This is a genomic window from Sorangium sp. So ce204 (assembly GCF_051526795.1).
GTDB lineage: Bacteria > Myxococcota_A > Polyangia > Polyangiales > Polyangiaceae > Sorangium > Sorangium cellulosum_B.
In genome coordinates this window covers 12,923,498-12,949,427 of record NZ_CP150317.1, presented here as the reverse complement: position 1 = coordinate 12,949,427, position 25,930 = coordinate 12,923,498, and the positions used below count along the sequence as shown (strand labels likewise).

Here is a 25,930-nt window from a genome sequence, read left to right as displayed (position 1 = left end):
GATCACGAGAGGGCGGGTCGGCCCTTCAGAAAGACGCCGACGAGGACGCCGAGGTATGCGCCGGCATGGAGCCCCCAGCAGACAAGGTATCTCGTGGCGGCGCCGCGGGACCACACACCGAGGCTCGCCTCGCGCACGCCGAACGGGTCGAGCACCGCCATGACGGCCGGGCAGAGCGCGAGCGCGGCGGCGAGCGCCGCCATCATCCTGACCAGCCAGGCGCGCCACGAGAACCGGTCGCTTCGCGCGGAGCGGAGGAGGCCGACGCCCGTGACGAGGGCGCCGAGCGGCAGACCTCCCCGGAACCCCGTCCAGGCGACCGCGAGCCGGAACGGCAAGCTCGACGCGGCGAGGCCCTTGCCCTCGAGGAAATACTCCGGGGAGATCGTGGCGGTGACCTGATCGAAGAGCGCGCCACAGGCGCCCGCGGCCAGCGCGCCAGCGAGGATGGCCAGGTACTCGCGAAGACGGGAGGGCGAGGCAGGTGGGCTAGGCCGCACGACGCCCACGATACGACGAGCGGAGGCGAACGCGGCAAGCATGCCGGGCGATTGATCTCGGCCGACAGAGCGCTTCCCGCGCGGAAGCCCGCGGTGGGCAGGAACAAACGAGCAGAGATATTCCAATGCATTGGCGTGAGATCCGACATGCGGGAGGCTCCGTTGCACGCTGCTCTTCGGGCGCGGCCCGCCGGCGAGGCGAGGGCGGTGCGCCATGGAAGGTGAACGCGATGGAAGGGAGCGGCGGATGATCCTGGTGACCGGAGCGACAGGGAATGTTGGCGGCGCGGTGCTCGAGCAGCTCGTCGACGCGGGCCAGCCGGTCCGCGCGCTCGTGCGCGATCCGGCGAGGCTGGGGGCGCTCGGCGGCGATATCGCCGTCGTGAAGGGCGATCTCTCGAAGCCCGAGACGCTCGACGCCGCGTTCGCGGGCGCGGACAGGGCGTTCCTTGTCTGCGCGGGCGGCGCCCTGCCGGACCTCGCCGGCAACGCGGCCGACGCGGCGAGGAGGGCGGGCGTGAAGCACATCGTGCTGCTCTCGTCGTCGAGCGTCGCCCGCGCGCCCGACGTCCAGATCGCCCGCTGGCACCGCGAGGCCGAGGCGAGGGTCAAGGCGTCGGGCGTCGCCTGGACGATGCTCCGGCCGGGAGGGTTCGCCTCGAACACGCTCCGGTGGGCCGCGTCCATCAAGGCGCAGGGCGCGGTGTTCCAGCCCCTGGGCGACGCCAGGACGAGGCCCATCGACGAGCGCGACATCGCGGCGGTCGCGGTGAAGGCGCTGACCTCGCCGGGGCACGAAGGCAAGGAGTACGAGCTCACCGGGCCGGAGGCGCTGAGCGCGGCGGATCAGGTGGCGAAGATCGGCGCCGCGATCGGCAGGCAGCTCAGGTACGTCGACGTGAGCGAGGACGCCGCCCGCGAGGCGATGGTGAAGGCGAAGCTCCCCGAGGGCTTCATCCGCGCCTTGCTCGAGGCGTTCGCGCTGATCAGGTCCGGGAAGGGAGAGGAGCCGTCGTCCGCCGTCGAGCAGCTCCTCGGGCGCAGGGCGCGGACGTTCGACGAGTGGCTGGAACGCCACGTGAAAGCGTTCCAGTAGGGCACTGCGGTAGATCGCCAAGGAGGAGAGAGCATGACAACGAGAGCAACCAGGATCCTCGTCATCGGCAAGCGGGCAGATATCCTCGAGCGGAGTGTGGCAGCGCTGAACAAACAGGGGCACTCGGCCGTCGGCACCTTGAGCGCGTCGCCGGACACGGAGTTCCACGCCGGCGACTTCGACCTCATCACGATCGGCGGCGGCGTGGACGCCGCCACCCGGGCGCGCCTCCACGCGCGCTTCAAGGAGCAGAACAAGGACGTGATGGTGCTGGACGTGTACGCCCCGATCGCCGGCCAGCAGATCGCCTGGGCGCTCAGGAGATCTTCCGTCGAGGGCGAGCTCGGGAGCGCCTTCTCGGTGACGGAGGCCAGTGACGCCTTCGTCGCCCGCGCGACGATCGAGCGCGCCTGCGCGCTGCGCCTCGACATCTACAGCTACCCCGGCGGCGCCCTGGAGCCGGAGGCCGCGCGCATCGTCGACACCTCCGTCCCCCAGGGAGCGCACGAGTTCAGGATCGAGAAGCAGCTAGCGCGTGACGGGTTCATGGCGGTGCTGACCTTGAACGGCGAGGAGCACCACCTGCACCGCCTGCAGCAGGCCCCGGGCTGAGCCTCGGGCGATCGGAGCCGCTCCGGCACGCGTCACCGCGGGCCCCTCGCAAGGGCGCACCAGGGTCGCGCCCGGCGGCCGCACGGTGCGGGCGCTCGACCAGGTGGATCTCGAGCAATTTACGGATATCTCTTCTCCCAATGGTCGAGGTGACACAGGGCAGACGGCACAGGGTGACATCACGATCATCCGCGACGCACGCGGGTGCCCACGAGGACCTCGCGGCGGTCGAGCGAGTCGCCGTCGGCACGGTGTCTGCACATGCCCGTGCGGAGCTGACCCGCGTCGGGTCGCTCGAGGAGGAACGTCGATGCCTTATTCTCGCTTCACCGCGCTGACTCTCGCCGTCATGGGAGGCCTGGCCGCTCTCGGTATCTCTCGTCCGAGCTCTGCCTGCACGCCTGTGCCGGACGGGCGCTATTTGTCCGGGGTGCTGGGCGTCGTGCCGCTCGACGGGGTCATCGTGGCCCGCGTCAGCTGCTACTCCAACTGTCCGGAGAGCGCACCCGTGCTTCTGGTGAAGGACAAGGACACGGGCGAGGCCATCAGCGGCACCCAGGAGGAGGTCGCCGACGTCGCCGTCGCCGAGCGCGAGAGCGTGCTCGCCTTTCGCCCCACGGCCCCGCTCGTCGACGGCCACACCTACCAGGTCGAGATCGAGGGTCAGGACGTCAGCGCCGGCATCTCGGAGATCTACGCCAGCACCGCTGTCGACATGGACGTGGGCGCCATCCCTGTCCAGAGCAACGTCATCGTGCAAGAGCGCTGGCACGGCAAGATGAGCTGCTGCACCGTCGATCAGCTCCAGGGGAGCTGCGGTCCGGAAGAGCGCTGCGTGGCGGAGGAAATGGAGCGTTACGTCAGCGTCTTCGTCAATGTGAGCGGGGGAGTCGACACCGGCGAGAGGCAGTACGTGCAAGTCGTCACCTTCTCGAGCCCGGACGGGGAGGAGCTCGGCAAGAAAACGGTCTGGAATGAGTTCCCGAGCCAGACGTACGACGTCGCGGCCACGGAGTACTGCTACCAGCTCACGTACAGGAGCCTCATCGACGGCACGACCGTCGAGAAAGAGCGCACCTGCGTTCCGCACGGCGACGCGGGCGAGACGGCCGTCTTCCCGGCCGACCTGGCGCAGATCGCCGCGAACATCGCGGCGTGCTCAGCTCCTCCCCAGGGCTTCGAGGAGGCCTGGTGCAGCGCGAGGACGGCGTTCTGCGAAGAGGCCCCCCACCTCTGCGCCGACAACGACGTGAGCTCCTGCGAGACCCCCGATACGGGTGCCGGCGGCTCGGGGGGATCCGGGGCGGGTGGCAGCGGTGACTCTCCGGAGGACCCGGATGGCGATCACGTCAGCGTCGGCTGCTCGGTCGGCGCGGGCAGCGGCGCCTCGTCCGGCTGGGCGCTGCCCGCGATCGGGCTCGCGCTGTCCCTCGCGCGCCGCGCGCGGCGGCGTCGCGACCGCCGCTGAACGGACCAACCGCGCCATCACAATCGACCCGGCGCTGCGCGAGGCCGCCCGATCCGGCGGCGTTACCTGGCCAGATCCGCGCGCAACGCGTCCGGGCGCTCGCGGATGGAGATGTGATCGCCCACATGGTCGATGTCAATTCCAATCGGCCCGGCCGCGGGGCTCCTCGAGGGCGCCGCGTCGAGAGGAGATCCCCTCGTTGCATGGCGTGCGGGTGCTGCCGATCGCCGGAGAGCACGGACAGGGGTTCCGGGCTATGGTGCGCGGCGCCCGCGCGAGAGCTCATGACCACCCCCACGACCGCCTCAGCACCGATGGGCCCCGGCGCGCCCGCCCTTCGCCCTTACCAGCGCGCTGCCGTCGACGCCGTCCTCGCGGCCCGCAGGCGCGGCGTCCGGCGCATGGTCGTGTGCCTCCCCACCGGCGCTGGCAAGACGGTCATCTTCTCCCATCTCGCCCGCCTCGCCAGGCGGCAGGTCCTCGTCCTCGCGCACCGCGAAGAGCTCCTCTTCCAGGCCAAGGACAAGATCGAGCGCGCCCTCGCCGGACAGGCCACGGTCGCCGTCGAGCAGGGCGAGCTCCGCGCCCCGGCGGACGCGCGCGTCATCGTCTGTTCCATACGCTCCCTCCACGAGAAGCGGCTGGCGCAGGTCACCGGCGGCCGCGATATCGGCCTCGTGATCTACGACGAATGCCACCACGCCCCCGCCGACGACAACCGCCGCGTCCTCCGCCAGCTCGGCGCCTTCGACCCCGCGTGGACAGGCACCCTCCTCGGGTTCACCGCCACGACGGCCCGCGGCGACGGCAAAGGCCTCGACGATGTCTTCGAGGCGATCGTCTACAGCCGCACCCTCCCCGAGATGATCGCGGACGGCTACCTCGCCCCCCTCACCGGCTACCGCGTCGCCACCGCCACCGACCTCTCCCCCCTCGACGCCGGCGGCCTCGACTTCTCCACGGACGAGCTCGAGGAGGCCGTCGACCTGGAGGAGCGCAACGCGCTCGTCGCCCGCTCCATTCAAGAGCTCGCCCGCGACCGACGCACCATCGCCTTTTGCGTCACGGTCGCGCACGCCAGGAACCTCTCGAAGGCGCTCAACCACCTCGGCGTCCGATCCGCCTATGTCCACGGCGACATGCCCTCCGACCTCCGCGGCCGGATCCTCGCCGATTTCCGGGAAGAGCGCGTCCAGGTCCTCACCAACGTCGCTGTCCTCACCGAGGGCTTCGACGACCCCGGCGTCTCCTGCATCGCCATGGCCCGCCCCACCCGCTCGGATGGGCTCTATGCCCAGTGCGTCGGGCGCGGCACGCGCCTGCATCCAGGCAAGAAGGATTGCCTCATCCTCGATTTCGTCGACCTCTCCTCGCTCCAGCTGTGCACGCTGCCCTCGCTCTTCGGCATGCCCCGCGACCTCGATCTCGAGGGCAGGGACGCTTCGGAGGCGAGCCGCTTCTTTCGGCAGGTGACCTTCGACTACCCCGGGTTCGAGGTCGAGGCGGGCCGCATCACGCTGCGCGAGATCCAGGAGCGCGCCGCGCACTTCGATCCGCTGAGCCTCCGCGTCGACCCCGAGGTGATGGCCATCTCGCGCAATGCGTGGGCCTCTCTCGGCCGCTTCGGGCTCGCGCTCCACTACGAGAGGAAGCCCGGCGCGATCAGCGAGGTCGTCGTCCTCGCCCGCGGCGCTCGCGGGAAGCGGTGGCACGTCCTGCTGGACGGCAAGCAGGTCGAGCGCTTCTCCACCCTCGAAGAGGCGGTGGCCGCGGTCGATTACGAGGTCGCGCGCCGCGGCCCCGCGGCCGGGGCCTCGGCGCGCCACGACGCGCCATGGCGCAGAGCAAAGGCCCCCGTGCCCCTGCCGGCCGAGCCCCCGAGGGGTCATCCCCCGCCGAGCACCATGGAACAGGCGATGATCCTCGCGGTGTGGGCGAGGGTCACCGCGCCGCGCGAGCAGCGCTGACCCGGAGCTACATCGCGACGCCAAGATTCCCGCTTCGCCGTCGCGCTCTCGGCCATCTTCGCAGCCGCCTTCCCGATCGCCGCTCGCTTCGCCGGCACCTCGCCCCGCTTTCACCTCGGCCTTCCGACCCGCGACCGCATGACGTAGCATGCGGTCATGTCATTCGGCGTGAACGTCCTCCGGAAGCTCATCGAGCTCGCCCACGAGCGCGTCAGCAAGGACGAGTCCGTCATAAGAAAAAACCTTCGCGATCACTTCGCGCTGGACCCCGCGGCGCTTCCCATCGTGGAGGCGAGCTTTCCGGAGTACGACCGTCCGAACGTCCAGGTCGCGCTCGACGCGATGCTGGAAGAGGGGGGACGATCGCACGCGCTCCTCGGGCTCATCGGACGCGACTCCTACGACCGCATTCGGCTCGGGCAGCTCGCCACCGCGACGCAGGCGGGCCTGTTCGAGGGTGGCCCCACCATCGGCCCCGTCGAATACAAGACCGTCGATCTCGATGAAGGCCAGAAGGTCTCGTGCCTTCGATGCGGCCTTCTCCTCGTACACACCCCCGAACGCGTCGCCGTGCTCGTCGGCGGCAGCGAAAGACCATGGGACGGCGGCCTCACGGTGAGCGTCATGGCGCCGGAGCGCGAAGCGGGAGAGCGCTTCCTCGCAAAGCTCCGACGGACGATGCTCGAACGCAACGTCTACCGCGGCAAGGTGGTGTCGCTCGACCAGGTGGACCGCAGCGCCATCGGGGTGAGCTTCCGTCCATTGCGACAGGTCGGAGAGGGGGACCTCATCCTGCCGGGAGACCTGCTCCGGCGCATCGAGCGCTGTACGATTCGCATTTCAGAGCACGCGCGCCCCCTCCTCTCCGCGGGCCGGCACCTGAAGCGCGGCGTTCTGCTGCACGGGCCTCCGGGTACCGGGAAGACGCTCACGGCCATGTATCTCGCGAGCCGCATGGAGGGGCGGACGGTCATCTTGCTGACGGGCCGTTCCCAGGGCCTCATCCGGCAATCGTGCGCCATGGCGCGCTTCCTCCAACCCGCCACCGTGGTGCTCGAGGACGTGGATCTCGTCGCAGAAGATCGCACGCGGCCGGACCAGTCGTGCAATGGGGTGCTCTTCGAGCTCCTGAACGAGATGGATGGCCTCGGGGAAGACGCTGACGTCCTGTTCCTCCTGACCACGAACCGTCCGGATATCCTCGAGCCTGCGCTTGCATCCCGACCCGGCCGCGTCGATCTCGCCGTCGAGGTGCCGCTGCCGGATGGCGAAGGCCGCCGCAGGATGTTCGAGCTCTACGGGCGCGGGCTGACGCTCAAGGGGATCGATCTGCCCCGGTGGATCGCGCGCACCGAGGGGGCGAGCGGCGCCTTCATCCGCGAGCTGCTTCGCAAGGCGGCGGTCTTCGCCGCCGAAGAGGGGCAGGAGATCGTGGTGGACGATCGGCACCTCGACGACGCGATCCGGGAGCTCGTGCTGTGCGGAGGCGGCCTCACGAAGAGCCTGCTCGCGGCGCAGAAGATGATCGAATGAGGGTGATTGGCCGGCCATCGCAATCGGCACGGCCCCTCGCGGCGCGCGATGATGACCGACAGCTACCTAACGAAGGGACTCGGGCCGCGGGCGCTCAAGCTCCCCTCTTTGCGGTCGCCTTCCCGCCCCGCTTCGCCGGCGCCTTCTTCGCCGGCGCCTTCTTCGCCGGCGCCTTCTTCGCCGGCGCCTTCTTCGCCGGCGCCTTCTTCGCCGGCGTCTTCTTCGCCGGCGCCTTCTTCACCGCCCGCTTCGCCGGCGCCTCGCCCCGCTTCCGCCGCTCTCCCGGCACCTTCCCGATGCGCGGATCGCCCGCCTCGATGAGCGCGCAGGCCCGCAGCGCGGCTTCCTCGAAATCGGGCGCCTCCGCCGGGAGCACCTGCCAGCCCGTCACCCCGCTCCCGAGCACCGCGATGTTTCGCATGCTCGGAAACTCGGGGCGCAGGGCCGCGTGGTGCTCCGCCGTCGTGGCGAGCCAGACGCCGTTGTCCTGCGCGGGCGCGGGCTTGTCGCGCAGGACGAGGACGATCTTGTCCTCCACATAGACCGCCAGGCAGCCGAACATCGGCCGCGTCTCGGGCCCGAGCGGGGCGAGCGCGTCGAGCACGAACTCGTGCGGTACCGGCTTGCGCTTCCTCGCAGCGAACACGTCGTCCGCCGGCGCGACTCGGCTGCTCCCGCTGCGCTTGATCATGGCGACCAGGATAGACGAAGCGGCGGCCGAACGCACCGCCAGGCCAGCGCCCGCGCGACGCCCCGAAAATACCCGAGGGCCCGAGCCCCGCCGAGCGGACCGCGACGCCCCAGCCCGGCGATGCTCCTGCCGCGGTGAGGATCCGGTCGGACCGGACCGGGTTGACACCTGCCCCCGCCCGGTGACACTCCACCGGTGGAACATCGGACGGTCTTGATCGCGGGGGCGAGCATCGCCGGTCCCGCGCTCGCCTTCTGGCTTGCGCGCCACGGATTCCGACCCGTCGTCGTGGAACGCGCCGACGCGCTCCGGCTCGGCGGGCAGAACATCGATGTCCAGGGCGCGGCGCGGAAGGTCGTGCGCCGCATGGGGATCGAAGGCGACATCCGGGCCGCCACGACGGGGGAGCTGGGCCTCCGCTTCGTGGACGAGCACGACGTGACCAGGGCCGAGTTCCCCGCGGAGACCCCGGACACCGGTGGGTTTACGAAGGAGCTCGAGATCCTCCGCGGTGACCTCGCCAGGATCCTCTACGACCGCACCCGAGACACGACGGAGTATGTTTTTGGCGACCAGATCACGGGCCTCCAGGACCACGGCGACCGGGTGACTGTCTCCTTCGAGCATGGCGCGGCGCGCGAGTTCGATCTCGTGGTCGCTGCCGACGGCATCCGCTCGCGAACCCGTGCGCTCATCGTCGGGGATGAGCCCAGGATTCGCCCGCTCGACCTGTATGCCAGCTACTTCACGATTCCCCGCGGAGCATCCGACAGCGCCTGGGCTCGCTGGTACCATGCCCCCGGCGGGCGATCGATCCTCCTGCGTCCAGACAATACGGGCACCACCCGGGCGTCGCTCTGGTTCCTGTCGCCCCCGCGCGGCTATGAAAGGTTGAGCGTCGCCGAGCAGAAGGCGGTCATCGCGCGCGTCTATGCCGGCGCCGGCTGGGAATCGCCGCGGGTGCTCGCGGCGCTGGCAGACTCCGAGGACGTCTATTTCGACGCGGTCAGCCAGGTCATGGCGCCACGCTGGTCACACGGTCGCGCCGCGCTCGTGGGTGACGCCGCGTACTGCCCGTCGCCGGTCAGCGGGATGGGCGCGAGCCTCTCTCTCGTCGGCGCTTACGTGCTCGCGGGAGAGCTGTCGCGGCACGCCGGCCATCGAGACGCCTTCGCGGCCTATGAGAAGCTCATGCGCCCCCATGTCGACCTGGCCCAGAAGCTCCCGCCAGGCGTCCCCTGGATCGCGCACCCGACGTCGAGGCTCGGGGTTTCGCTCCTCCACCGGGTCCTCTGGCTCGCTTCCACTCCCCTGTTGCAGCGCCGCGAGGGGTGGTTCGGCTCCTCCGCGGCCGACAAGATCAAGCTCCCCGATTACTCGAACGGAGGCTGACTGCCGCATGGCAGCAGAACTCGCCGCGACTCACGGAGCGAGCGCCGTCTTGTCGAGGTGCCCGAAGTGCCAGGCCACGGAGGAGCCCGGACCGTAGTCGACCCTCACCGGCTCCTGCGCGGCGAGGCGGTCGAAGGCGGCGCGCGGGAGCAGGAATTGAACGGTGTGGAGATCGCCGTTCGGATGGCGAGCCGCGGTGCTTCGCTCGGCGCCGACGGTGAGCACCAGGTTGGTGGCGCGGAGATCGAAGAACTCGGCGCTGGTGAGCGTGAGCTCGACAGCGTCGGACCCGCTGCGCCTCACGCTCTGGATGGCATTGCCCGCCGTGATCCGCCGCTGCTCGGGGAGGGTCGCACCGGCGGCGCGCGCACGGGCGCTGGGCGGCGCCGCGCTCGACGCGATGGAGGCGAGCTGCCCCGAAGCCGCCAGGGCCTCGGTGGTGGCGCGGGTCGCGCGGATGTTCGCCAGGTACAGGCTGCTTCCGTCGAGCGGGGTGGTGAAGGTCAGACGAACCCCGCGCACCGACGCGAGCGTGGCGCCGCTGAACGAGGACAGCGGAATGCGCGCGGTCGGCAGCGTGGTGCCGGCGCGCGGCGGTGGACCGAGCTCCAGGAACTCATCGATGGCGACGGCGCTCGACCGGGTATCGTCGGCGTTCACGAGCTCCACGAGGAACGACGCCTCGGTCGGGTCGGAGCCCCAACCGCGGTCGGCGCGAAGATCGAGGGTGTCGTACCCCGTGAGATCGAAGCCCGTGCCTGCGGCGGACCAGTTCGACTGGAAGAACGTCGCGCTGCCCGCGGCCACGTCGTGGATCCAGGCGCCCGAGAGCGAAGGGTCGTGCCCGCTCAGGGCCGTGTGCTCCACCGAGAGGGTGCCGCCGGTGGTGTTCGGCAGGCCGTAGGAGCTCGTGCCCGTCGGATTGATGAAATCCTCGAGCATCAGGCTGTCGGCGGAGCCGCCGCCCGGGTGATAGCCGCGGCGGACGCGGTACGGGACGTCCGGAAAGGGGAAGGCGGGGTCGAACAGGGCGTTCGCGGCCTCGTCGCGCTCCGCGCCCACGTTGGCGGTGAAGAACTGAACGGCCGCCAGGCGACCCGTCTCGCGCTGCGCCGGCGAGCCGTACTCCAGCGGATCAAAGAGCTCCTCGTGGTCGATGCAGCCCTGGATCCCGCCGCTGTTCCCGTCCGCGATCTGCCACTCGCTGTTGTAGTAATTGTGATTGGCGCCCCACACATGATAGAAGGACTTGAAGAGGGGCGCCGGCTCGGCGATGCTCATCATGCGATCGAACGGGCGCATCCCGGGCAGATCGCTCAGGTCCCAGTCGCAGGCCGGAAGGATCACGTTCCAGGCCGTCTGGTCGGCGTTCAGGCGCTGGCCGTCCTGGCCCTGATCGGTCGGACCGATCTCGAAGATCCCGCGGATGCTCACCGGGCTGTCTATCAGCGCCGGCCAGGGGCTGCCGCTCCGGCGGTACTCGTTGTAGGCGAACCGCACGGCCTCGCCGCCGCGCGAGTGCCCCAGCAAGCCCACCTGGTCGAAATCGATGCGATCGAGCAGGTCCACGCCGAGCTCCGGGGGCGTCGGCTCGGCGCCGCTGTCCCAGCGGCTCAGCCGCTCCAGGTGGCGGAGCAGCAGGCGTCCGCGCGGCCCGATGACGAACTCGTCGCTGGGCGAGCCCGACGCGGCATGGATACCCCGGTTCGTGTTGATCGACACCACGAAATAGCCGCGCGCGGCGAGGTCCTCGGCCATGTAGTCGTAGCCGCGATGGTTGGGGACGACGACGTAGTTCGCCGGGCACGTCCCCGTCGTGGCATACTGGTTGTTGTTGTCCGTACGAGGATTCACGCCCGTGCCGCACGTCGGGTGGTTCCCGTGCATGAACACGAGCAGCGGATACTGCCGGCCGGCCTCCAGGTTCGTCGGGCGGTAGAAGGACGCCCAGAGCTCGGTCGCGTAGTCAGGGCTGACCATCGCGTCGATCGCGGCCGGGAACTTGTACTCCGCGATCGCCACGCCGCCGCCCATCGGCGGCAGGTCGCTGCTCACCGACAGCACGACCGGCTCGATCCCCTGGCTCGGGATGCTGGCGCAGAACCCGAACTGGCGGCTCTCCGACGGGGGGATCGCCGCATTGCTGCCTTGAGGTGTGACCGTGATCTGACCCGTGGTCCCGCTGAACGTGCCATCCCAGGACGAGAAGATGGCGCCCGGGCCGACGTCGAGCGCGACGCTCCACGTCCCCGTCGTGGCGCTCGGGTGCTGGTTGCTCACGACGATATGCGCGCAGTACCCCTGAGCCCACTGCGAATCGATCACGCGATCCGCGCTGATCCCGTTCGCGCCCTGCAGCGCGGCCTGCGATGTGCCGATCGACTCCGTCGAGCCGTCGCTGCATGCCGGCAGCAGCGCCAGCGCCGCAGCCGCCACCCACGTGTCCCATCTGCTCTGAAAGCTGAAGTTGTGCATGGTTCTTACCCAAGTTGGTGATGAAGCGTTTGATCGTCGCGCCTCGTTCGGCAGGGCGACGAACCACCCCATGCGTCACGACGATCTGCTGACACGCGAACCGATCTAGCGTCCGGATTCATGGCCTGGCAAGCGCCGGGGATGACCCGATGCGCATGCGCGATGCCGTGATTCAGCCGTGATACCGGGGCTCACACCTGACGACGCACGCCGCGCGCTCGTGCCGGCGCGGAGGGCTGTCGCTCTCGGTGTGACGAACGCTATTGGCAAACAAAGGAGCCCTGTCAAGCTCAGCAGTGCGAAATCATTTCTCCCATCGCCGGACGGCCAATGACGGCGCATTGCATAGTCGCCCTTCGACGCCTGCGCCAGTCGGGTTCTTCCGGACTTCAGCACGGATCCTCATGCGCTTGGCGCTCCCTCGGCGACTCGTGGTTTAATTTCGAAAACTATCGTGTGAAATAATGTAAAGAAGCATGAAGCTCATTGCATCCGGGCGTCCGCCGGCGGCGCGACGCGCCGTGAAGAGGCGAGGCCGCGCCGGGGCTCGACGCTCGCCCTCCCCGCACCGGTCCGTCAACCGGGTGGTTCGACAGATCCAGCACACCCGCACGGGCCCGCTGTCGCCTATGCTGCCGGAGCCATGGCGATCGGCGGCATCAACCACGTGACCCTCGCGGTTCGAGATCTCGACCGCGCCGTGCAGTTCTACGTCCAGGTGCTCGGGGGAACGCGGCGAGCGCAGTGGGCCAGGGGCGCGTACCTCGAGCTGGGGACGCTCTGGCTCTGTCTGGAGCTCGACGCGCACGCCGCGCGGCAGGCCGACGACTCGCACCTCGCGTTCTCGGTCGATGCAGAGGGCTTCGCCTCCCTGGGCGAGGCCATTCGCCTGAGCGGGGCCCGGATCTGGAAAGAGAACCGCTCCGAAGGGGCATCGCTCTACTTCGAGGACCCCGACGGCCACAAGCTCGAGATCCGCGTCGGCGACCTCCGGACGCGCCTTACGTCCTGCCGCGAAACCCCCTATGAAGGGATGGAGTTCTTCGACGACGGAGAGAGCGAGGCGCCGGCGCGCTGAGCGATCACCGCGTGGCGCTCGACATCGTCGAGGTACAGAAGGGGACGTCGCGCGGATGTCGCTGGCAAAAGCAGGGCTGAAGGACAGGAGCACGTCGGCTGTCGTGAGCCGTCACGCGCTCGAAGACGGGCGCGTCGCCGGCCAGAGTCGGACGAGGAGCGCGCTGGCCGCCGCCGACGAGGCGAGGGCCGTCACCGCCAGCCAGCCCCACCGGGCGAAGAGCACGCTGCCCAGCGCGGCGCCGGAGGCCATCCCGACGAACATGCCGACGACGAGCACGGCGTTGACACGGCTGCGCGCGCCGGGCTCGAGGCCATAAACGATGGTCTGATGCGCCACCAGCGCGGCCTGGATACCGAGGTCGAAGGCGACGGCGCTGGCGCCGAGCAGCCACAGCCGTCCATGCACCGACAGCATGGGCGACAGCGCCATGGCAGCGAAGGCCACGAACGAGAGGGCGGCGCCCATGCGCGTCACCCGTTCGGGCCCGCTGCGGTCGGCGATGCGGCCGGCCAGGGGCGCCGCCACCGCGCCGGCCGCCCCGGCCAGGCCGAAGGCGCCCGCCACCGCGCTGCCGAGATGAAACGGCGCGCCGTGCAACATCACGGCGAGCGTGGACCAGAACGCGCTGAACCCCACCGACAGCAGCCCCTGGGCCAGCGTCGCGCGGCGCAGGGCGCCGTGGCGCTTCCACAGGTCGGCCAGGGAGCCGAGCAGCGCGGCGTAGCTCAGCCGCGTTGTCGGCTCGAAGCGCGGCAGGCTGCGCCACATCGCCGCGCCGAGCAGGGCGATGCTGGCCGCGGCGGCCACGAACACCGCGCGCCAGCCGAAATTCTCCGCCACGAAGCCGCTGATCACGCGCGACAGCAGGATGCCCAGCAAGAGGCCGGTCATCACGGTGCCGACCACCTTGCCCCGGTGCGCCTCCGGGGCCAGCGTCGCGGCGGCGGGCACGATGTCCTGCGCCAACGTCGCGGCCAGGCCGGTGATCAGGCTGGCGACCAGCAGCGTGCCGATCGCGTGCGCGGCGCCGCCGAGCAGCAGCGCGCCCGCCAGCAAGGCAGCCTTGGCCAGGATGATGCGCCGGCGGTCGTAGCGGTCACCGAGCGGCGCGAGCAGCAGGATGCCGAGCGCATAGCCGAGCTGCGTGAGCGTGGGCACGAGGCCGAGCGCGCGGTCCGAGGCGCCGATCTCGGCCCCCAGCACGCCGAGCATGGGCTGGCTGTAGTAGATCGAGGCCACGGCCAGGCCCGCGCCGGTGGCCAGCAGCAGCACCAGGGCGGCGGGCAGCGGCGGCGCGGACGCGGCGGGCAGCGGCTGGGTGGCGGGGGGTGTATGCGTCAACGGAATGGCGTGCATGGTACACCAAGGTTAGGAAGCGTCGCTCCAGCGCTGTAGTGGCATGGAGCGCACGATGGTTATACCGTCAGCGTATGACCAGGCCGGCACCTCCCTCGCCCTCGTCGCTGGACGACATCGGCTTGCTGCAGACCTTCGTGAGGATCGTCGAGGCCGGCAGCCTGTCGGCCGCGGCCCCCCTGCTGGGGACGACGCAGCCCACCGTGAGCCGGCGCTTGCAGGCGCTGGAGCGCTCGCTGGGCCTGCCGTTGCTGCAGCGCTCCACGCACACGATGAAGCTGACCGAGGACGGCGAGCGGTGCTTCGAGCGCGCCAAGGCGCTGCTGGCCAGCCTGGAGGCGTTCACGTCGGACATGCGAGGCGACCGCGACCAGCCCGACGGGACGCTTCGGGTGGTCGTGCCGCACGCGTTCGGCCAGCAGCAGCTGGTCAAGCCGCTGGCCGACTACCTGCGCCGCTACCCGCGCGTCTCGGTCGAGTGGCTGCTGCACGACGGGCAGCCGAACTTCATCGCCGACGGCATCGACTGCGCGATCCTTGTCGGCGCGGTGGCCGATCCGGCCGTGGTGGCGATCCGCCTGACCGAGGTGCCGCGCATCGTGGCCGCCGCGCCCTCGGTGCTGGGCCGGGCCGCGCGGCCGGCGCATCCATCGGACCTGGCCGCCATGCCGTGGCTGGCGTTGCGCACCTACTACCGCGACACGATCACGCTGACCCACGCGTCGGGCGGAGAGCGGGTCGAGCTCGCGATCCGCCCGCGCATGAGCACCGACAGCCTGTATGCCCTGCGCAGCGCCGCGCTGATGGGGCTGGGCGTCTGCGTGGCCTCGTCCTGGCTGTTGACCGACGACCTGGCGCAGAAGCGGCTGCTGCACCTCGCGCCGTCGTGGCAAGCGGATCCGCTGCCGGTCCACCTGGTCTATCCCCATGCCCGCTTCTATCCGGCCCGGCTGCGTCGCTTCATCGAGGTGATGCGGGAGTCCGTGCCGGCGGTGGTCGACGGCGCGGCGGCGCGGCGCGGCTGAGCAATGAGCCGCCAAGCGCGCCAAGGACGCCAAGAACAAACACAATCCTGGCGTCCTTGGCGCGCTTGGCGGCTCAAATTCCTGCTCTTTTCTGGGGTTTCAACCCGTTTGTCGCTCTAGGATGTTCGGCGGCTCCGAGAGGTTCGCTCCATGTCCAAGCTTCGCCTTGTAGCGCACGTCGGTCCCCTGCGGGGTGAACCTGGCACTCGCCCCACCGCTGGCACGCTCGGGGGTGCAGGTCAGCGGATGCCGCCGGCCGAAGTCGTCTTGATGGAGGTCCTCGACGGCGGACCAGCGCTCCTCTACCGCTTCACACGGGACGGCGTCTTCGCTGGCGACACATGGCACGAATGCCGCGAGAACGCTGAAGACCAGCTGGAGTTCGAGGTCGGCGCTGCCATCGGCGCCTGGACTGCCGTGCCTTTGGAGGTGGAGGATGCCCAGGCCTACGCGGTCGACTGGGCACAGCGCACGCTTCCAGAACGCTGACCGTACACCTCTGATGCGGAGCGCTCGATCGATGCCGTCGAGGTCCTGTTCGGGCGAGGCAGCACGATGCCGCCGAACCGCCGGGCCGCGGTGAGCGTCCGCGCCGCAGTCTCCGGCGCTATCCTTCCCGCATGACGACCCGACCCGTCTTCGTCGATCAGGCCCTGTCCGCCCGGCTCGAGGCCACCGAGGCCGCGAAAATCGAGGCGCTCGCGCGCGAGGTCGCCGCGCGGGTCCCGGCCCGGCGCGCCGCCGTCGCCGCCATCGCCGGCGGTCGCGCCGCGTTCGTGGCGCCCCACGCCCGGCTCTCGCGCGCGGTCGGCCTCGGGTTGAACGGCCCGGTCGAGGCGCGCGACGTCGAGGCGCTCGAGGACTTCTTCGCCTCGCGCGGCACCGCGGCGCGCATCCTTGTCTCGCCCTTTGCCCACCCTTCGCTGCTCGCGCGGCTCGGGGAGCGCGGCTTCCGCCTGGACTCGCTCGACACCGTGCTCGTGCGCCACCTCGCCCCCGCCGTCGAGGCCCACGCTCCTGAGCCGGCCACGCACGGCGGCCTCGTCGTGCGGCGCGCCGCGCGCGAGGACGCCTCGGCGTGGGTCGCGGCCTCGCTCTCCGCCTTCGCCACCCCGGGTGAGCCTCCGTCCGATCGGGCCGACATCTTCGAGGCGGGCTTCCACGTGCCCGGGGCGGCGTACTTCCTGGCATCGTCAGCCACAGGCGCCGGCCCCGTCGCCGGCGTCGGCGCGGTCTACGTGCACGAGCGAGTCGCCCTCTTGTTTGCCGGAGGCACACTCGCGGCCCACCGCGGCCGGGGCGTGCAGCGCGCCCTCATCGACGCCCGCCTCCCCTACGCCCGCGACGCGGGGTGCGACCTCGCCTACTCGGTGGCCGAGGCGGGGAGCACCTCGCAGCGCAACCTGGAGCGCGCGGGCCTCGTGGCCGTCTATTCGCAAGCGATGCTCATCAAGTCCTTCGCCTGAGCCGTCTTCGGGGATAACCGCCCGTCAGATCATACCGATCACGAAGAGTGGATTGCATGCCGAAGCTTCACGAGATCCGAGCGGACTACGACGCGGAGACCATCGTCATGTACCAGGCCTACGCGCCGGCCATCGCCGAGCCTGCGCTCGCTGCCCAGCGCTTCGTCGCCCCGTTCTCGTTCGGTCGCATGACCTGGCTCAAGCCGTCCTTTCTCTGGCTCATGCACCGCAGCAACTGGGGGCGCAAGGCCGGGCAGGAGCGGATCCTCGCCGTCCGCATCCGGCGGACGGGCTGGGAGCAGGCGCTCTCCCTCGCCGTCCTCACCTCGCCGGAAGCGACGGTGTTTCGCTCGCCGGACGAGTGGAGCAAGGCGTTTGCCGGAGCCAAGGTCCACATTCAATGGGACACCGAGCGCAACCTGCGAGGCGGCCCGCTGCCTTGCTACAGCATCCAGGTCGGCGTCGGCCGCGATCTCATTCGCGAGTACGCAGAGAGCTGGGTCGTCGCCATCGAGGATCGAACTCCACTGGTCAGGAAGATGTACCAGCAGATTCAGGCCGGCCACGCGGACAGCGCGGCGAAGTCGCTGCCGCGCGAGAGGCCCTACACCGTTGACGAGAGGATTGCCAGGCGGCTGCTCATCGACCCATGACGAGGCACGCCGCCCAGCAAGGCGACGCTACCGACGCGTGCGCTGCCGAGCGAAGCAAACCTGCACACGCGCCATCGACGAACTGGCTCATCGAGCGGACAGGAGAGACGGATGAATTGGCGAGCGGAGCTCCAGATCTTGATCGACGCGGGTGTCACGATTGCCCCCGGTCTGACGGAATCCGAGATCGACCGGGCCGAGTCCGTCATCGGCGCCAGGTTTCCGCCTGATCTGCGCTCCTTTCTCTCGGAGGGGCTCCCGGCGGGCGAGCGCTTTCCCGACTGGCGGGAGCCACACTCGACGGAGATTCGCCGGCGGCTCGACTGGCCCTTCGAAGGCATCGCGTTCGACATCGAGCACAACGGGTTCTGGTTGGACGCGTGGGGCGCTCGTCCTCCGGAGCTGCCAGAAGCGTCGCAGATCGCTCGGGCCGCGGTCGCAGAGGCGCCCCGCCTGATTCCCGTCGCGGGCCACCGCTACATCCCGGCGGAGCCGGCGCTCGCCGGAAACCCCGTCTTCTCGGTCTACCAGACCGACATCATTTGCTACGGCAGCGATCTCGCGACGTACCTGCGCCGCGAATTTCGGCGACCGTCCCCCGTCGACGCCGCCAGCGGAGGCATTCGCAGGATCCGCTTCTGGAGCGACCTCGTGGATGCCAACGGATAGGGAGCCCCCAACGCCGCACGGCGTGATGTTCCGGCAGCGGGATGGTATGGCTCTGCATCCACGAACATGGGTCCCTCACACCGGCGAGCCCTGGACCTCCCGGACACCGAGAGATATGCTCGCATTTCTTCATACTTCCCGCGTCCACGTCGAGACGTTCAGCCGTCTCGTTCGGGACGCAGACGACGCGATTCCGGTCCGGCATGAGGTGCAGGAGAGCCTCCTTGCGGATGCGCTGGCGGCCGGTGCGATCACGGACGGCATCCGCTCGGCCACCGCCACGATCGTGCAGGCGCTCGCGAACGAGGGCGCGAGGGTCATCGTGTGCACCTGCTCGACGCTCGGCGGCGTCGCGGAGGCCGTCGCCGTCTCGGACTGCCTCGTGATGCGGCTCGATCGCCCGATGGCCGAGCAAGCCGTCGCGAGCGGCCGCCGGATCCTCGTCGTGGCCGCGCTCCAGAGCACCTTTCAGCCCACCGGGGCGCTGCTGCGTCAGATAGCCTCCGGCGCGGATCGCTCGATCGACGTCGTCGAAGTCCTGTGCGGGCGAGCGTGGCGGCTCTTCGAGAGGGGTGACTCTCCCGGCTATGCCGGCGAGATCGCCAGGACGATCGAGGCGACGGCGCTCCCGGGCGATCTCGTGCTCCTGGCTCAGGCGTCGATGGCCCCCGCGGCCGAGCTGGTCCGTCGCCTCGGAATCCCCGTTCTGAGCAGCTCGAGATCAGGCGTGGAGGCTGCCGTGTCGAGGTATCGAGCGCGACACGATGCGGCCCAGATCCGCGGAGAGCCATGAGCGACATCTACCGCGGCAGCGGGCGTTCGCTTCGCCTTCCGCCTTCTCGGCACCGCCCCACGTCCGGTCACCGTGACCAGGATCGAAGGGCTGAGCACCGACACGAGCCCCGCAGCGGTCGGCGCCGCGGCGGCGCTCGCCGTGTTCAACGCCCTCGAGACGGCCACGCCGGCTTCGTTCCACGCTCTCGTGGAGGAGATCGTCTTCACACCCGCGGGGACCAGCGCAGAGTTCTCGCTCTGAAGCCGCCACGCGGAGAGAGAAGATCTCCGCCGGAAGGCGCGGGCCCTACTCGGGATCGTCGAAGTCGGCGATCTTCGCCATGTCCCGCCGCAGCTGGAGATCGCGCTCCACGAGGAGCTGGTCGAGCTCCTCTTCGGAAGCGTACGCCAGCCGTCGATGGCGCTCCGCGACCCGGCTGTCGATCGCCCGGATCATCCGCACCCCGAGCCACGCAGCGGCGATCGACGCCGCGTCGGACGCAATGAACGCATAACGGGACCGGATGAACTCCGCCACCGTCAGATCCGGCATGGTAGAGGCCAGCCACCCGAGGCCACGGCTCGCGACATAACACCCCCACCACGCGCCGAGCGCGGCATGGTGCACCGCGCCCGCCCGCGGGGCGTGCGCCATCTCGACGCGCCGGTAACCACCCCCGCCGTCCAGGAGAGGACGCGGCGCAGGCTCGGGCACGGCGTCCGGGGCAAGGCCGTCGTGGAGATCGCGCAGCACCCTGTACGGCTGCACCAGGTTCACGACGGGAATGAAGAATCCCAGGACCGCCTCGGACGGCGTCCAGGAAAACCCCCGCACGGGATCCAGCTCGCCCGCCAGCGCGACAGCCCGGGCGAGCCAGCGCAGGAACACCACGCCAGCAACAAGCCCGAGCCCCAGCTCGAGCAAACCCCCGACCTCACGGAGCGTGTTGGCAAGCCGCCACGTCGATGCCGAGACGTCCGTCGAGCCCAGCAACACAATGTGCCAGGCGCCGGTCAGCGCCGTGAACGCCGCCACCGCCCCCATCGCGATCAGCCCCGCCATCGCGACACGAGCGCGCCGGCGCACGACGCGGACATCGCGGCTCCACCCCTCCCGAGCTTCTGCCCAGCCGCTCACGATGAGCGAGGCTACCAGCCTGACGCGCCGCATCGCAAGCGACGTGGCCGAGGAACACACGTGGTGATCGTGCGCTTCGAGGCGCCCGCGCCGCCCCCGACACCGCCATCGCAGGGCGGCGATCCGTCAGCTCGCCATCGCCGGCTCCCCTCGCCGCGCGCATTCGTCGAGCCCCGCCAGCGCGCGCCGGAAGCTCTGGATCGTCGCATAGAGCCCCTGCCGGAGCGGCACCCGCGGCTCGAACCCCAGCGCCCGCCGCGCCAGATCGATCGCCGGGCGCCGCCGCATCGGATCACCCTCCGGCAGCGGGCGGTACGCGATCCGGCTCGCGCTCCCCGTGAGCCGCACGATCTCCTGCGCCAGCTCGAGCACCGTCACCTCCACCGGATTGCCCAGGTTGACGGGCCCCACCTCCGACGGGTGCTCCATCAGCCGCAAACACCCCTCCACCAGGTCGTCGACGTGACAGAAGCTCCGCGCCTGCGACCCATTGCCGTGGACAGTCAGCTCCTCTCCCCGGAGCGCCTGGGTGATGAAATTGCTCACCGCGCGCCCGTCGTCGATCGCCATCCGCGGCCCGTACGTGTCGAAGATCCGCGCGATCCGCCCCGGCGCCCGCCCCTGGCGGTGAAAGGCCATCACCAGCGACTCCGCGCAGCGCTTGCCCTCGTCGTAACAGGCGCGCACCCCGACCGGGTCCACCCGCCCGAGGTAGCTCTCCGGCTGCGGGTCGACCTCGGGATCGCCGTACACGTCGCTCGACGACGCCAGCAAGAGCCGCGCGCCGTGCCGCTCGGCGCACAGGAGCGCGTGCAGCGTGCCCATCACGTTCGTGATCGTGGAGCGCACCGGATCGCCCCGCCAGCGCGCAGGGCTCGCCGGCGACGCCAGGTGGTAGACCCTGTCGACCTCGTAATCGAACGGCAGGGCCACGTCGTGCTCGACGAGCCAGAAGCGGCTGTTGCGCATCAAGTGAGCCACGTTGGCCGGCGATCCCGTCGAGAAATCGTCGAGCGCGATGACCTCGTGGCCGTCCGCGAGGAGCCGCTCGCACAGGTGCGAGCCGATGAAGCCGGCGCCCCCCGCCACCAAGACGCGCATGCCGCTCCCCACCGTCCTCCCGTTCGCGTCACCCATAGGAACACCTCCGTCGTCGCAACACCGCCCCTCGTGAACCGCCGAGATCGCCCCGCGCCGCGCAGCACCTCACGCGAGCGGGCTCCTGTAGCGGCCCGGGTCGCGGCGGCGAACGCCGGACGCAGGGCCGCTCCGCTCCACGTCGTCCTCGGCCGCCTCGCCGAGCCGGTAGCACGGCCGCAAGAGCAGCTCGTCGATCAGGTCGAGGAGCGTGTCCACGCGGTGCGCGCACGTGTGGCGCGCGAGCACCGTCCGGCGCCCGTGCTCGGCGACGCCGCGGGCGAACTCCGGGTCCGCGAGCAGCGCGCGGAGGTGCTCCGTCATCTCCGCGCCCGTGCGCGCGACGAGGTAGTCTCGGCCAGGCGAGAAGAGGCGCTCGGCGTCGGTCCACGGCGCGCTCACGAGCGGGATCCCGCACGCGAGCGCCTCGAACGGCCGGATCGTGGGGATGCCGGGGAGCCACGCGGCGTACGGCCGCCGCGGGACGTGCACCGTGATCCTGGCGCGCGCGTAGGCGTCCGGGACGCGGTGGTTGGGGAGCCAGCCGGCGTACTCGATGCCGGCGTCCGCGAGCGCCGAGAGCGCGCGATCGGGGTAACGCACGCCGTGGACCCGCGCGCGGAGCCCGAGCGCCCTCACGGGCTCGACCAGGAACTCGTGGAGCTCCGCCGTCCGCTCGCCGTCCCCCCAGTTGCCGATCCACACGAGATCGCGCTCCTTCTCGACCTCGGGCAGCGGCCGGAACAGGCGCGCGTCCGCGGCCTCGTGCCACACCACCGCGCGCCGCGCGACGCCGCGGCTCAGGTAGAGATCGCAAACGCTCTTTCCAAAGCCGAGCACGCAGTCGTACCCCGAGAGATCGCGCCGCACGATCGCGGCCGGATCGGTGATGAGCCCGTGGTGCGTGTCGTGAAAGAAGAGGCGGTAACGATCCGTGCGCGCGCGGTGCTCGCCGAGCCGCCGCACGAGCTCCGGGTCGCTCCGCTCGTGGACGAGCACGACGTCGACCCCCGCGAGCGCGGCGTCGAGGTCCAGCGTGGAGAGCGCGTAGCGGCGCGGGCGGAGGCGCGGATAGACGGCGGCGGCCTCGCGCAGCGCGTCCGGGCCGTACGCGGCGACGAGGCCCAGGGCGCTCCAGGCGTCCTCGGGCTCGAAGGCGAGCACGTCGTGGCCGCGCGCGTCGAGCTCGGCCGCGATCCCGCGGAGGAAGTGCGCGTCCGCGTGGTCCCAGTCGGAGAGCAAGGAGTGGCAGAAGAGGGCTATTCGCATGGTGTCCCGCAGGGTGAAGGCGACGAAGGAGGGCAGACCCGCCGGGGGGCCGGCGGGCGGGCGGCGAGGGCGAGGGCGTAGACGTCGAGGTAGCGGCGGGCCATGGCGCGCGGGCTGAAGCGCACCGCGCGCCGGCGGGCGAGCGCGCCGAGCGCCTCGCGGCGCGCGACGTCCCGGATGAGGTGGTCGAGCGCGGCGTGGAGCGCGCGCGGATCGTCCGCGGGGACGTAGACGGCGGCGTCGCGCCAGACCTCGCGCAGGCTCGGCAGATCGCCGAGCACGAGCGCGCAGCCGGAGAGGGCGGCCTCCAGGGTGGCCACGCCGAACGGCGCGTACCGCGCCGGGGAGGCGTAGATCGCGGCGCGCGACATCCACCACGTGAGCTCCGGCTCGTCGACCCACCCGAGGGAGCAGAGGCTCTCCCCGGCGCGGCGGCCGACGCCGCCCGCCGCGACGTCGCTCCCGGCCACGAGCACGGGCCACGCGAGGTGGGGCGCGACCTTCTCGAGGGCCGCGAGGTTCTTGGCCTCGTCCCAGAGCCGGCCGGCCGCGAAGACGAACGGCTCCTTCGGCGCCGGCGCGAACCGCCTGCGGTCGCGCGCGTGCGGGATGACATGGCCGCGGCCCAGGCCGAGCGCGCCATACTCGCCCGCGAGCGCGCTCAGCATCGCCGCGCTCGGCGCGACCACCGCGTCCGCGGCCCGGAGCCCCTCGGCGACCCGCGCGCGGTAGCGCTCGTAGCGGACCGGCGCCGGCCGGCGGTGCACCGCGCGCCACCACGACAGCACGCAGGAGTGCGCCACGACGACGCGGGGCGCCCGGAACGGCAGGGCCGCGTGGCAGTAGCCGTTCAGGTGGACGAGGTCCGGCCGCACCCGCTCCTCGAGGTCGAGCAGCCAGTCGCCGGCGGCCGCGACGTCGTCCCACGGGTCATCCATCCATTCGAGCCGGTAGGCGCTCTCGACGAGCTCGAGGCCCTGTACCGCGGCGGCCGCCGCGCGCGCCGCGGGCGACAGGGGCCCGCCCATGATCGCGAGCACCGTGGCCACGCCGGCGCCGGAGAGCGCGCCCGCGAGCTCGAGCGCGACCGTCCACACGCCGCCCTGCGTGTCGGCCGTCATCAGCACCCGGCCGGGCCGCGGCGCCGCGGGGCCCGGGGAGCCGCGGTCAACGCGCGCCATGCTCGAGCTCCGTGAGCGGCAGCGGGCAGCCGTCGGGCAGATCGCCGAACGCCCGGTGCTCGGCGATATAATGGGCGTGCGCGCGCTCCCAGGCGCCGTCGTCCGGCGCGCCCCACCGCCGGGTGTACGCGGGCGAGCCAGGGTACGGGAACGCCGGGACAGGCTCGTTGGCCCACACGCCGAGCCCGAGGAGCCGCTGCCGCCACGACGCCGCCTCGGCCGGATCGACGGGGCCCGCGTCGCTCAGGTTGGCCTGCACGAAGGGCACGCTGCGCCGGGCGTGGACGAGCAGCGCGGTGAGCTCCTCGGTCGACGCGCTGCACCGCCTGGCGAGCGCGTCCATCCCCTCGATCGAGGGGCGCTCGACGCTGGCCTCGATCGAGACGCAGCCGGCGCGGCCGAGGAGATCGAGCATCTCGCGCGACCAGCTGTCGATCCTGAGCTGGACGCCGAACACGATGTCCCGCGCCCAGAGCTCCTCGAGCAGGACCCGGTCGGGCAGGAAGCGCTCGTCGATGAAATAGACGTGGCGCACGCCCTCGGCGAGGAGCGCGTCGAGCTCCTCGAGCACCGTCGCGAGCGGGCGCCTCCGGAGCCTGTCGCGCGCGCCGTCCCTGGCGCAGGAGGCGCAGCGGCAGGGGCTGCCGCGCGAGGTCTCCATCTCGGCGCTCGGCCCCTCGGGCACGGCGTCGAAGCGGTGGTGGTGGTGGACGTGGCGCGCGATCGTCGCGCCGTCCCACCGCAGGGCCGGCAGCGTCCTCAGGCAGGCGGCGTAGGGGCCTCCCTGCACGTGGTCGATGCCGTTCCTGCGGTAGGCGATCGAGGGGATCTGCCAGAAGCGCGACTCGGTCGCGCCGGCGAGCATGACGAGGATCTCCTCGCACTCGCCGAGGACGACGACGTCCACGCCGAGCTTGCGGAGCGCCGCGCGCGGGGTCGCGGAGCCGTGAGGCCCGACGGCGACGAGGAGGCCGCCGTGGCCCCGCAGCGCGGCGGCCGTCGCCATGGGCACGCGCAGCTCGGGCGGGGGGCTGCGCCAGGAGAGGTAGCTCGGCGCCGTGGCGATCACCGTCATGGCCGGGCGGAGCGCCGCGACCTCGGCGCGCAGCGCGACGAGGTCGATCCCGCGGGCCTGGGCGTCGATGAGGGCGGCCTCGTGGCCCGCGCGCTCGAGCAGCGCCCTGGCGTACCCGAGCTCGATCGGCAGGTGCGGCTCGCGGCAGCCGAGGTAGACGCTGCCATGGAAGGTCCAGGGCGGGTTGACCAGCGCGACCTTCACGAGGCGGCCTCCAGCCGGTCCATCCGGACAGACGAGGGGATGTCGGCGTAGACGGCCCCGAGGCGCGCCTCGACGCCGAGGCGCCATTGATAGAGCGCGCGCAGCCCGTCGCGCAGGGCGACCCGCGGCGCCCAGCCGGTGAGCGCCTGGAAGGCGCGGCAGTCGGAGACGTAGTACCGCGGATCGCCCCGCCTCCACGCGGCGAGCGAGACGACCGGGCGGCGCCCGTCGAGCTCCTCGAGCAGATCGAGCAGCTCGACGAGGCTCACCGCCGTGTCCGGGCCGCCGCCGATGTTGAAGGCGCGGCCCGAGGCCGGCCTGAGCGCGCGCCGCGCGCGCAGGAGGGCGTCGACGAGGTCCTCGATGAACAGCGCGTCGCGGACCTGCAGCCCGTCGCCGTAGAGGGTGATCGGGTCGCGGCGGATGGCGCGCGCGACGAAGTGGGCGATCCACCCCTGGTCCTCGTTGCCGAACTGCGGGGGGCCGTAGACGCAGCTCACCCGGAGCACCACGGCGTGGAGGCCGAAGGTGCGGGCGTAATCGAGGACGTACTGGTCGGCGGCGCCCCGCGAGCACCCGTAGGGGCTCCGGAGATCGAGCGGCTGGCTCTCGGAGATGCCGTGCTCGCGCGCGCTCTCGCACAGGGGTCGATACCGCTCCTCGCCGCGCTCGATCGGCAGATCGGGCAGCGCGCCATAGACCTTGCTGGTGGAGGCGAAGAGGAGCGGCGGAGGGCGGTCGAGCCGCCGGAGCGCCTCGAGCACGTTCAGCGTGCCGCGCGCGTTCACCTCGAAGTCGTGCGCCGGGTCGGCGACGCTCCTCGCGATGGCGACCTGCGCGGCGAGGTGGAAGACGAACGAGGCGCGCCGCACGGCGTCGCTCACGGCCTGCTCGTCCCGGACGTCGCACACCCGGACCTCCACGCCAGCGCCGTGACGCCCCTTGAGGCGCTCGACGTTGCGCTCGACGAACCCGCGCGAGAGGTTGTCGAGGACGAGGACCGGCTCCCCCTTTCGGAGCAGCTCGTCGGCCAGGTGAGAGCCGATGAACCCGGCTCCCCCCGTGATCAGGACATGGTCAGGCATAGGATGCTCCGTTCCGGTCTGGACGAGCGGCGGGCGAGCGGGCGATGAGGAGAGAGCGCCTCGCGAACGGACGGCGCACGACG

General features: G+C 71.2%; 24 protein-coding genes. 14 read left to right on the top strand and 10 right to left on the bottom strand.

Annotated features, from left to right (window positions below):
* Positions 1-2 precede the first annotated feature (2 nt).
* Complete coding sequence (locus tag WMF22_RS49030; protein ID WP_438034236.1) at positions 3-542, bottom strand: hypothetical protein; 540 nt, start codon at positions 540-542, stop codon at positions 3-5.
* A 205-nt stretch (positions 543-747) separates the two neighbouring features.
* On the opposite strand from WMF22_RS49030, the gene WMF22_RS49025 reads away from it, so the two are divergent.
* The 5 genes from WMF22_RS49025 to WMF22_RS49005 all read left to right on the top strand — a co-directional run bounded on the left by WMF22_RS49025 (position 748) and on the right by WMF22_RS49005 (position 7,176).
* Positions 748-1,596: an SDR family oxidoreductase gene (locus tag WMF22_RS49025; RefSeq protein WP_438034235.1), complete on the top strand. Its 849-nt coding sequence runs from the start codon at positions 748-750 to the stop codon at positions 1,594-1,596.
* 33 nt (positions 1,597-1,629) lie between these two features.
* Positions 1,630-2,208 carry a hypothetical protein gene (locus WMF22_RS49020; RefSeq protein ID WP_437296721.1) on the top strand — a complete coding sequence of 193 codons (579 nt, stop codon included), beginning with the start codon at positions 1,630-1,632 and terminating at the stop codon, positions 2,206-2,208.
* Between the two features lie 310 nt (positions 2,209-2,518).
* Positions 2,519-3,676, top strand: a complete 1,158-nt coding sequence (locus WMF22_RS49015; protein WP_438034234.1) for a hypothetical protein — start codon at positions 2,519-2,521, stop codon at positions 3,674-3,676.
* Positions 3,677-3,960: 284 nt separating this feature from the next.
* Positions 3,961-5,643 carry a DEAD/DEAH box helicase gene (locus WMF22_RS49010; RefSeq protein WP_438034233.1) on the top strand — a complete coding sequence of 561 codons (1,683 nt, stop codon included), beginning with the start codon at positions 3,961-3,963 and terminating at the stop codon, positions 5,641-5,643.
* A gap of 156 nt (positions 5,644-5,799) precedes the next feature.
* Entirely contained in the window at positions 5,800-7,176 is a 1,377-nt protein-coding gene (locus WMF22_RS49005) for an AAA family ATPase (RefSeq protein ID WP_438034232.1), read from the top strand.
* A gap of 94 nt (positions 7,177-7,270) precedes the next feature.
* Here the strand turns inward: WMF22_RS49005 and WMF22_RS49000 are convergent, their stop codons facing one another.
* Positions 7,271-7,867, bottom strand: a complete 597-nt coding sequence (locus WMF22_RS49000) for a hypothetical protein (protein WP_438034231.1) — start codon at positions 7,865-7,867, stop codon at positions 7,271-7,273.
* A gap of 195 nt (positions 7,868-8,062) precedes the next feature.
* Between WMF22_RS49000 and WMF22_RS48995 the strand changes: the two genes are divergently transcribed.
* Complete coding sequence (locus WMF22_RS48995; protein ID WP_438034230.1) at positions 8,063-9,259, top strand: FAD-dependent monooxygenase; 1,197 nt, start codon at positions 8,063-8,065, stop codon at positions 9,257-9,259.
* A 30-nt stretch (positions 9,260-9,289) separates the two neighbouring features.
* Here WMF22_RS48995 and WMF22_RS48990 read toward each other — a convergent pair whose 3' ends face one another.
* Positions 9,290-11,734 (bottom strand): cellulose binding domain-containing protein, encoded by a 2,445-nt coding sequence (locus WMF22_RS48990; RefSeq protein ID WP_438034229.1) that lies wholly within the window; start codon positions 11,732-11,734, stop codon positions 9,290-9,292.
* A 643-nt stretch (positions 11,735-12,377) separates the two neighbouring features.
* Here WMF22_RS48990 and WMF22_RS48985 point away from each other — a divergent pair.
* Entirely contained in the window at positions 12,378-12,812 is a 435-nt protein-coding gene (locus WMF22_RS48985) for a fosfomycin resistance glutathione transferase (protein ID WP_438034228.1), read from the top strand.
* Between the two features lie 111 nt (positions 12,813-12,923).
* On the opposite strand, the gene WMF22_RS48980 is transcribed toward WMF22_RS48985, so the two are convergent.
* Positions 12,924-14,171 (bottom strand): MFS transporter, encoded by a 1,248-nt coding sequence (locus WMF22_RS48980; protein WP_437296713.1) that lies wholly within the window; start codon positions 14,169-14,171, stop codon positions 12,924-12,926.
* On the opposite strand from WMF22_RS48980, the gene WMF22_RS48975 reads away from it, so the two are divergent.
* The 7 genes from WMF22_RS48975 to WMF22_RS48945 all read left to right on the top strand — a co-directional run bounded on the left by WMF22_RS48975 (position 14,144) and on the right by WMF22_RS48945 (position 19,020).
* Positions 14,144-15,196 carry a LysR family transcriptional regulator gene (locus tag WMF22_RS48975; protein ID WP_438034227.1) on the top strand — a complete coding sequence of 351 codons (1,053 nt, stop codon included), beginning with the start codon at positions 14,144-14,146 and terminating at the stop codon, positions 15,194-15,196. The two genes, WMF22_RS48980 and WMF22_RS48975, sit on opposite strands and share 28 nt — an antisense overlap.
* A gap of 246 nt (positions 15,197-15,442) precedes the next feature.
* Complete coding sequence (locus WMF22_RS48970; RefSeq protein ID WP_438034226.1) at positions 15,443-15,685, top strand: hypothetical protein; 243 nt, start codon at positions 15,443-15,445, stop codon at positions 15,683-15,685.
* A gap of 131 nt (positions 15,686-15,816) precedes the next feature.
* Positions 15,817-16,662, top strand: a complete 846-nt coding sequence (locus WMF22_RS48965; protein ID WP_438034225.1) for an N-acetyltransferase — start codon at positions 15,817-15,819, stop codon at positions 16,660-16,662.
* Between the two features lie 56 nt (positions 16,663-16,718).
* A complete protein-coding gene (locus tag WMF22_RS48960) occupies positions 16,719-17,315 on the top strand; it encodes a DUF4291 domain-containing protein (RefSeq protein ID WP_438034224.1) in 597 nt (198 codons plus the stop codon).
* A gap of 111 nt (positions 17,316-17,426) precedes the next feature.
* Positions 17,427-17,984: an SMI1/KNR4 family protein gene (locus WMF22_RS48955; RefSeq protein ID WP_438034223.1), complete on the top strand. Its 558-nt coding sequence runs from the start codon at positions 17,427-17,429 to the stop codon at positions 17,982-17,984.
* 115 nt (positions 17,985-18,099) lie between these two features.
* Positions 18,100-18,777 carry a hypothetical protein gene (locus tag WMF22_RS48950; RefSeq protein ID WP_438034222.1) on the top strand — a complete coding sequence of 226 codons (678 nt, stop codon included), beginning with the start codon at positions 18,100-18,102 and terminating at the stop codon, positions 18,775-18,777.
* A gap of 72 nt (positions 18,778-18,849) precedes the next feature.
* Positions 18,850-19,020, top strand: coding sequence for a hypothetical protein (locus tag WMF22_RS48945; RefSeq protein ID WP_438034221.1), 171 nt, complete (start codon positions 18,850-18,852; stop codon positions 19,018-19,020).
* Positions 19,021-19,065: 45 nt separating this feature from the next.
* On the opposite strand, the gene WMF22_RS48940 is transcribed toward WMF22_RS48945, so the two are convergent.
* The 6 genes from WMF22_RS48940 to WMF22_RS48915 all read right to left on the bottom strand — a co-directional run bounded on the left by WMF22_RS48940 (position 19,066) and on the right by WMF22_RS48915 (position 25,847).
* Positions 19,066-19,896 carry a DUF4328 domain-containing protein gene (locus WMF22_RS48940; RefSeq protein WP_437296705.1) on the bottom strand — a complete coding sequence of 277 codons (831 nt, stop codon included), beginning with the start codon at positions 19,894-19,896 and terminating at the stop codon, positions 19,066-19,068.
* A gap of 126 nt (positions 19,897-20,022) precedes the next feature.
* A complete protein-coding gene (locus WMF22_RS48935) occupies positions 20,023-21,033 on the bottom strand; it encodes a UDP-glucuronic acid decarboxylase family protein (RefSeq protein WP_438034220.1) in 1,011 nt (336 codons plus the stop codon).
* A 69-nt stretch (positions 21,034-21,102) separates the two neighbouring features.
* Positions 21,103-22,302 (bottom strand): CgeB family protein, encoded by a 1,200-nt coding sequence (locus WMF22_RS48930; RefSeq protein WP_437296703.1) that lies wholly within the window; start codon positions 22,300-22,302, stop codon positions 21,103-21,105.
* A complete protein-coding gene (locus WMF22_RS48925; RefSeq protein WP_438034219.1) occupies positions 22,293-23,483 on the bottom strand; it encodes a glycosyltransferase family 4 protein in 1,191 nt (396 codons plus the stop codon). Before WMF22_RS48925 ends, WMF22_RS48930 begins: the two co-directional genes overlap by 10 nt.
* Positions 23,470-24,762: a TIGR04295 family B12-binding domain-containing radical SAM protein gene (locus WMF22_RS48920; protein ID WP_437296701.1), complete on the bottom strand. Its 1,293-nt coding sequence runs from the start codon at positions 24,760-24,762 to the stop codon at positions 23,470-23,472. The genes WMF22_RS48925 and WMF22_RS48920 overlap by 14 nt, the downstream gene beginning before the upstream one ends.
* Positions 24,759-25,847, bottom strand: coding sequence for an SDR family NAD(P)-dependent oxidoreductase (locus WMF22_RS48915; protein ID WP_438034218.1), 1,089 nt, complete (start codon positions 25,845-25,847; stop codon positions 24,759-24,761). The genes WMF22_RS48920 and WMF22_RS48915 overlap by 4 nt, the downstream gene beginning before the upstream one ends.
* Positions 25,848-25,930: the final 83 nt, after the last annotated feature.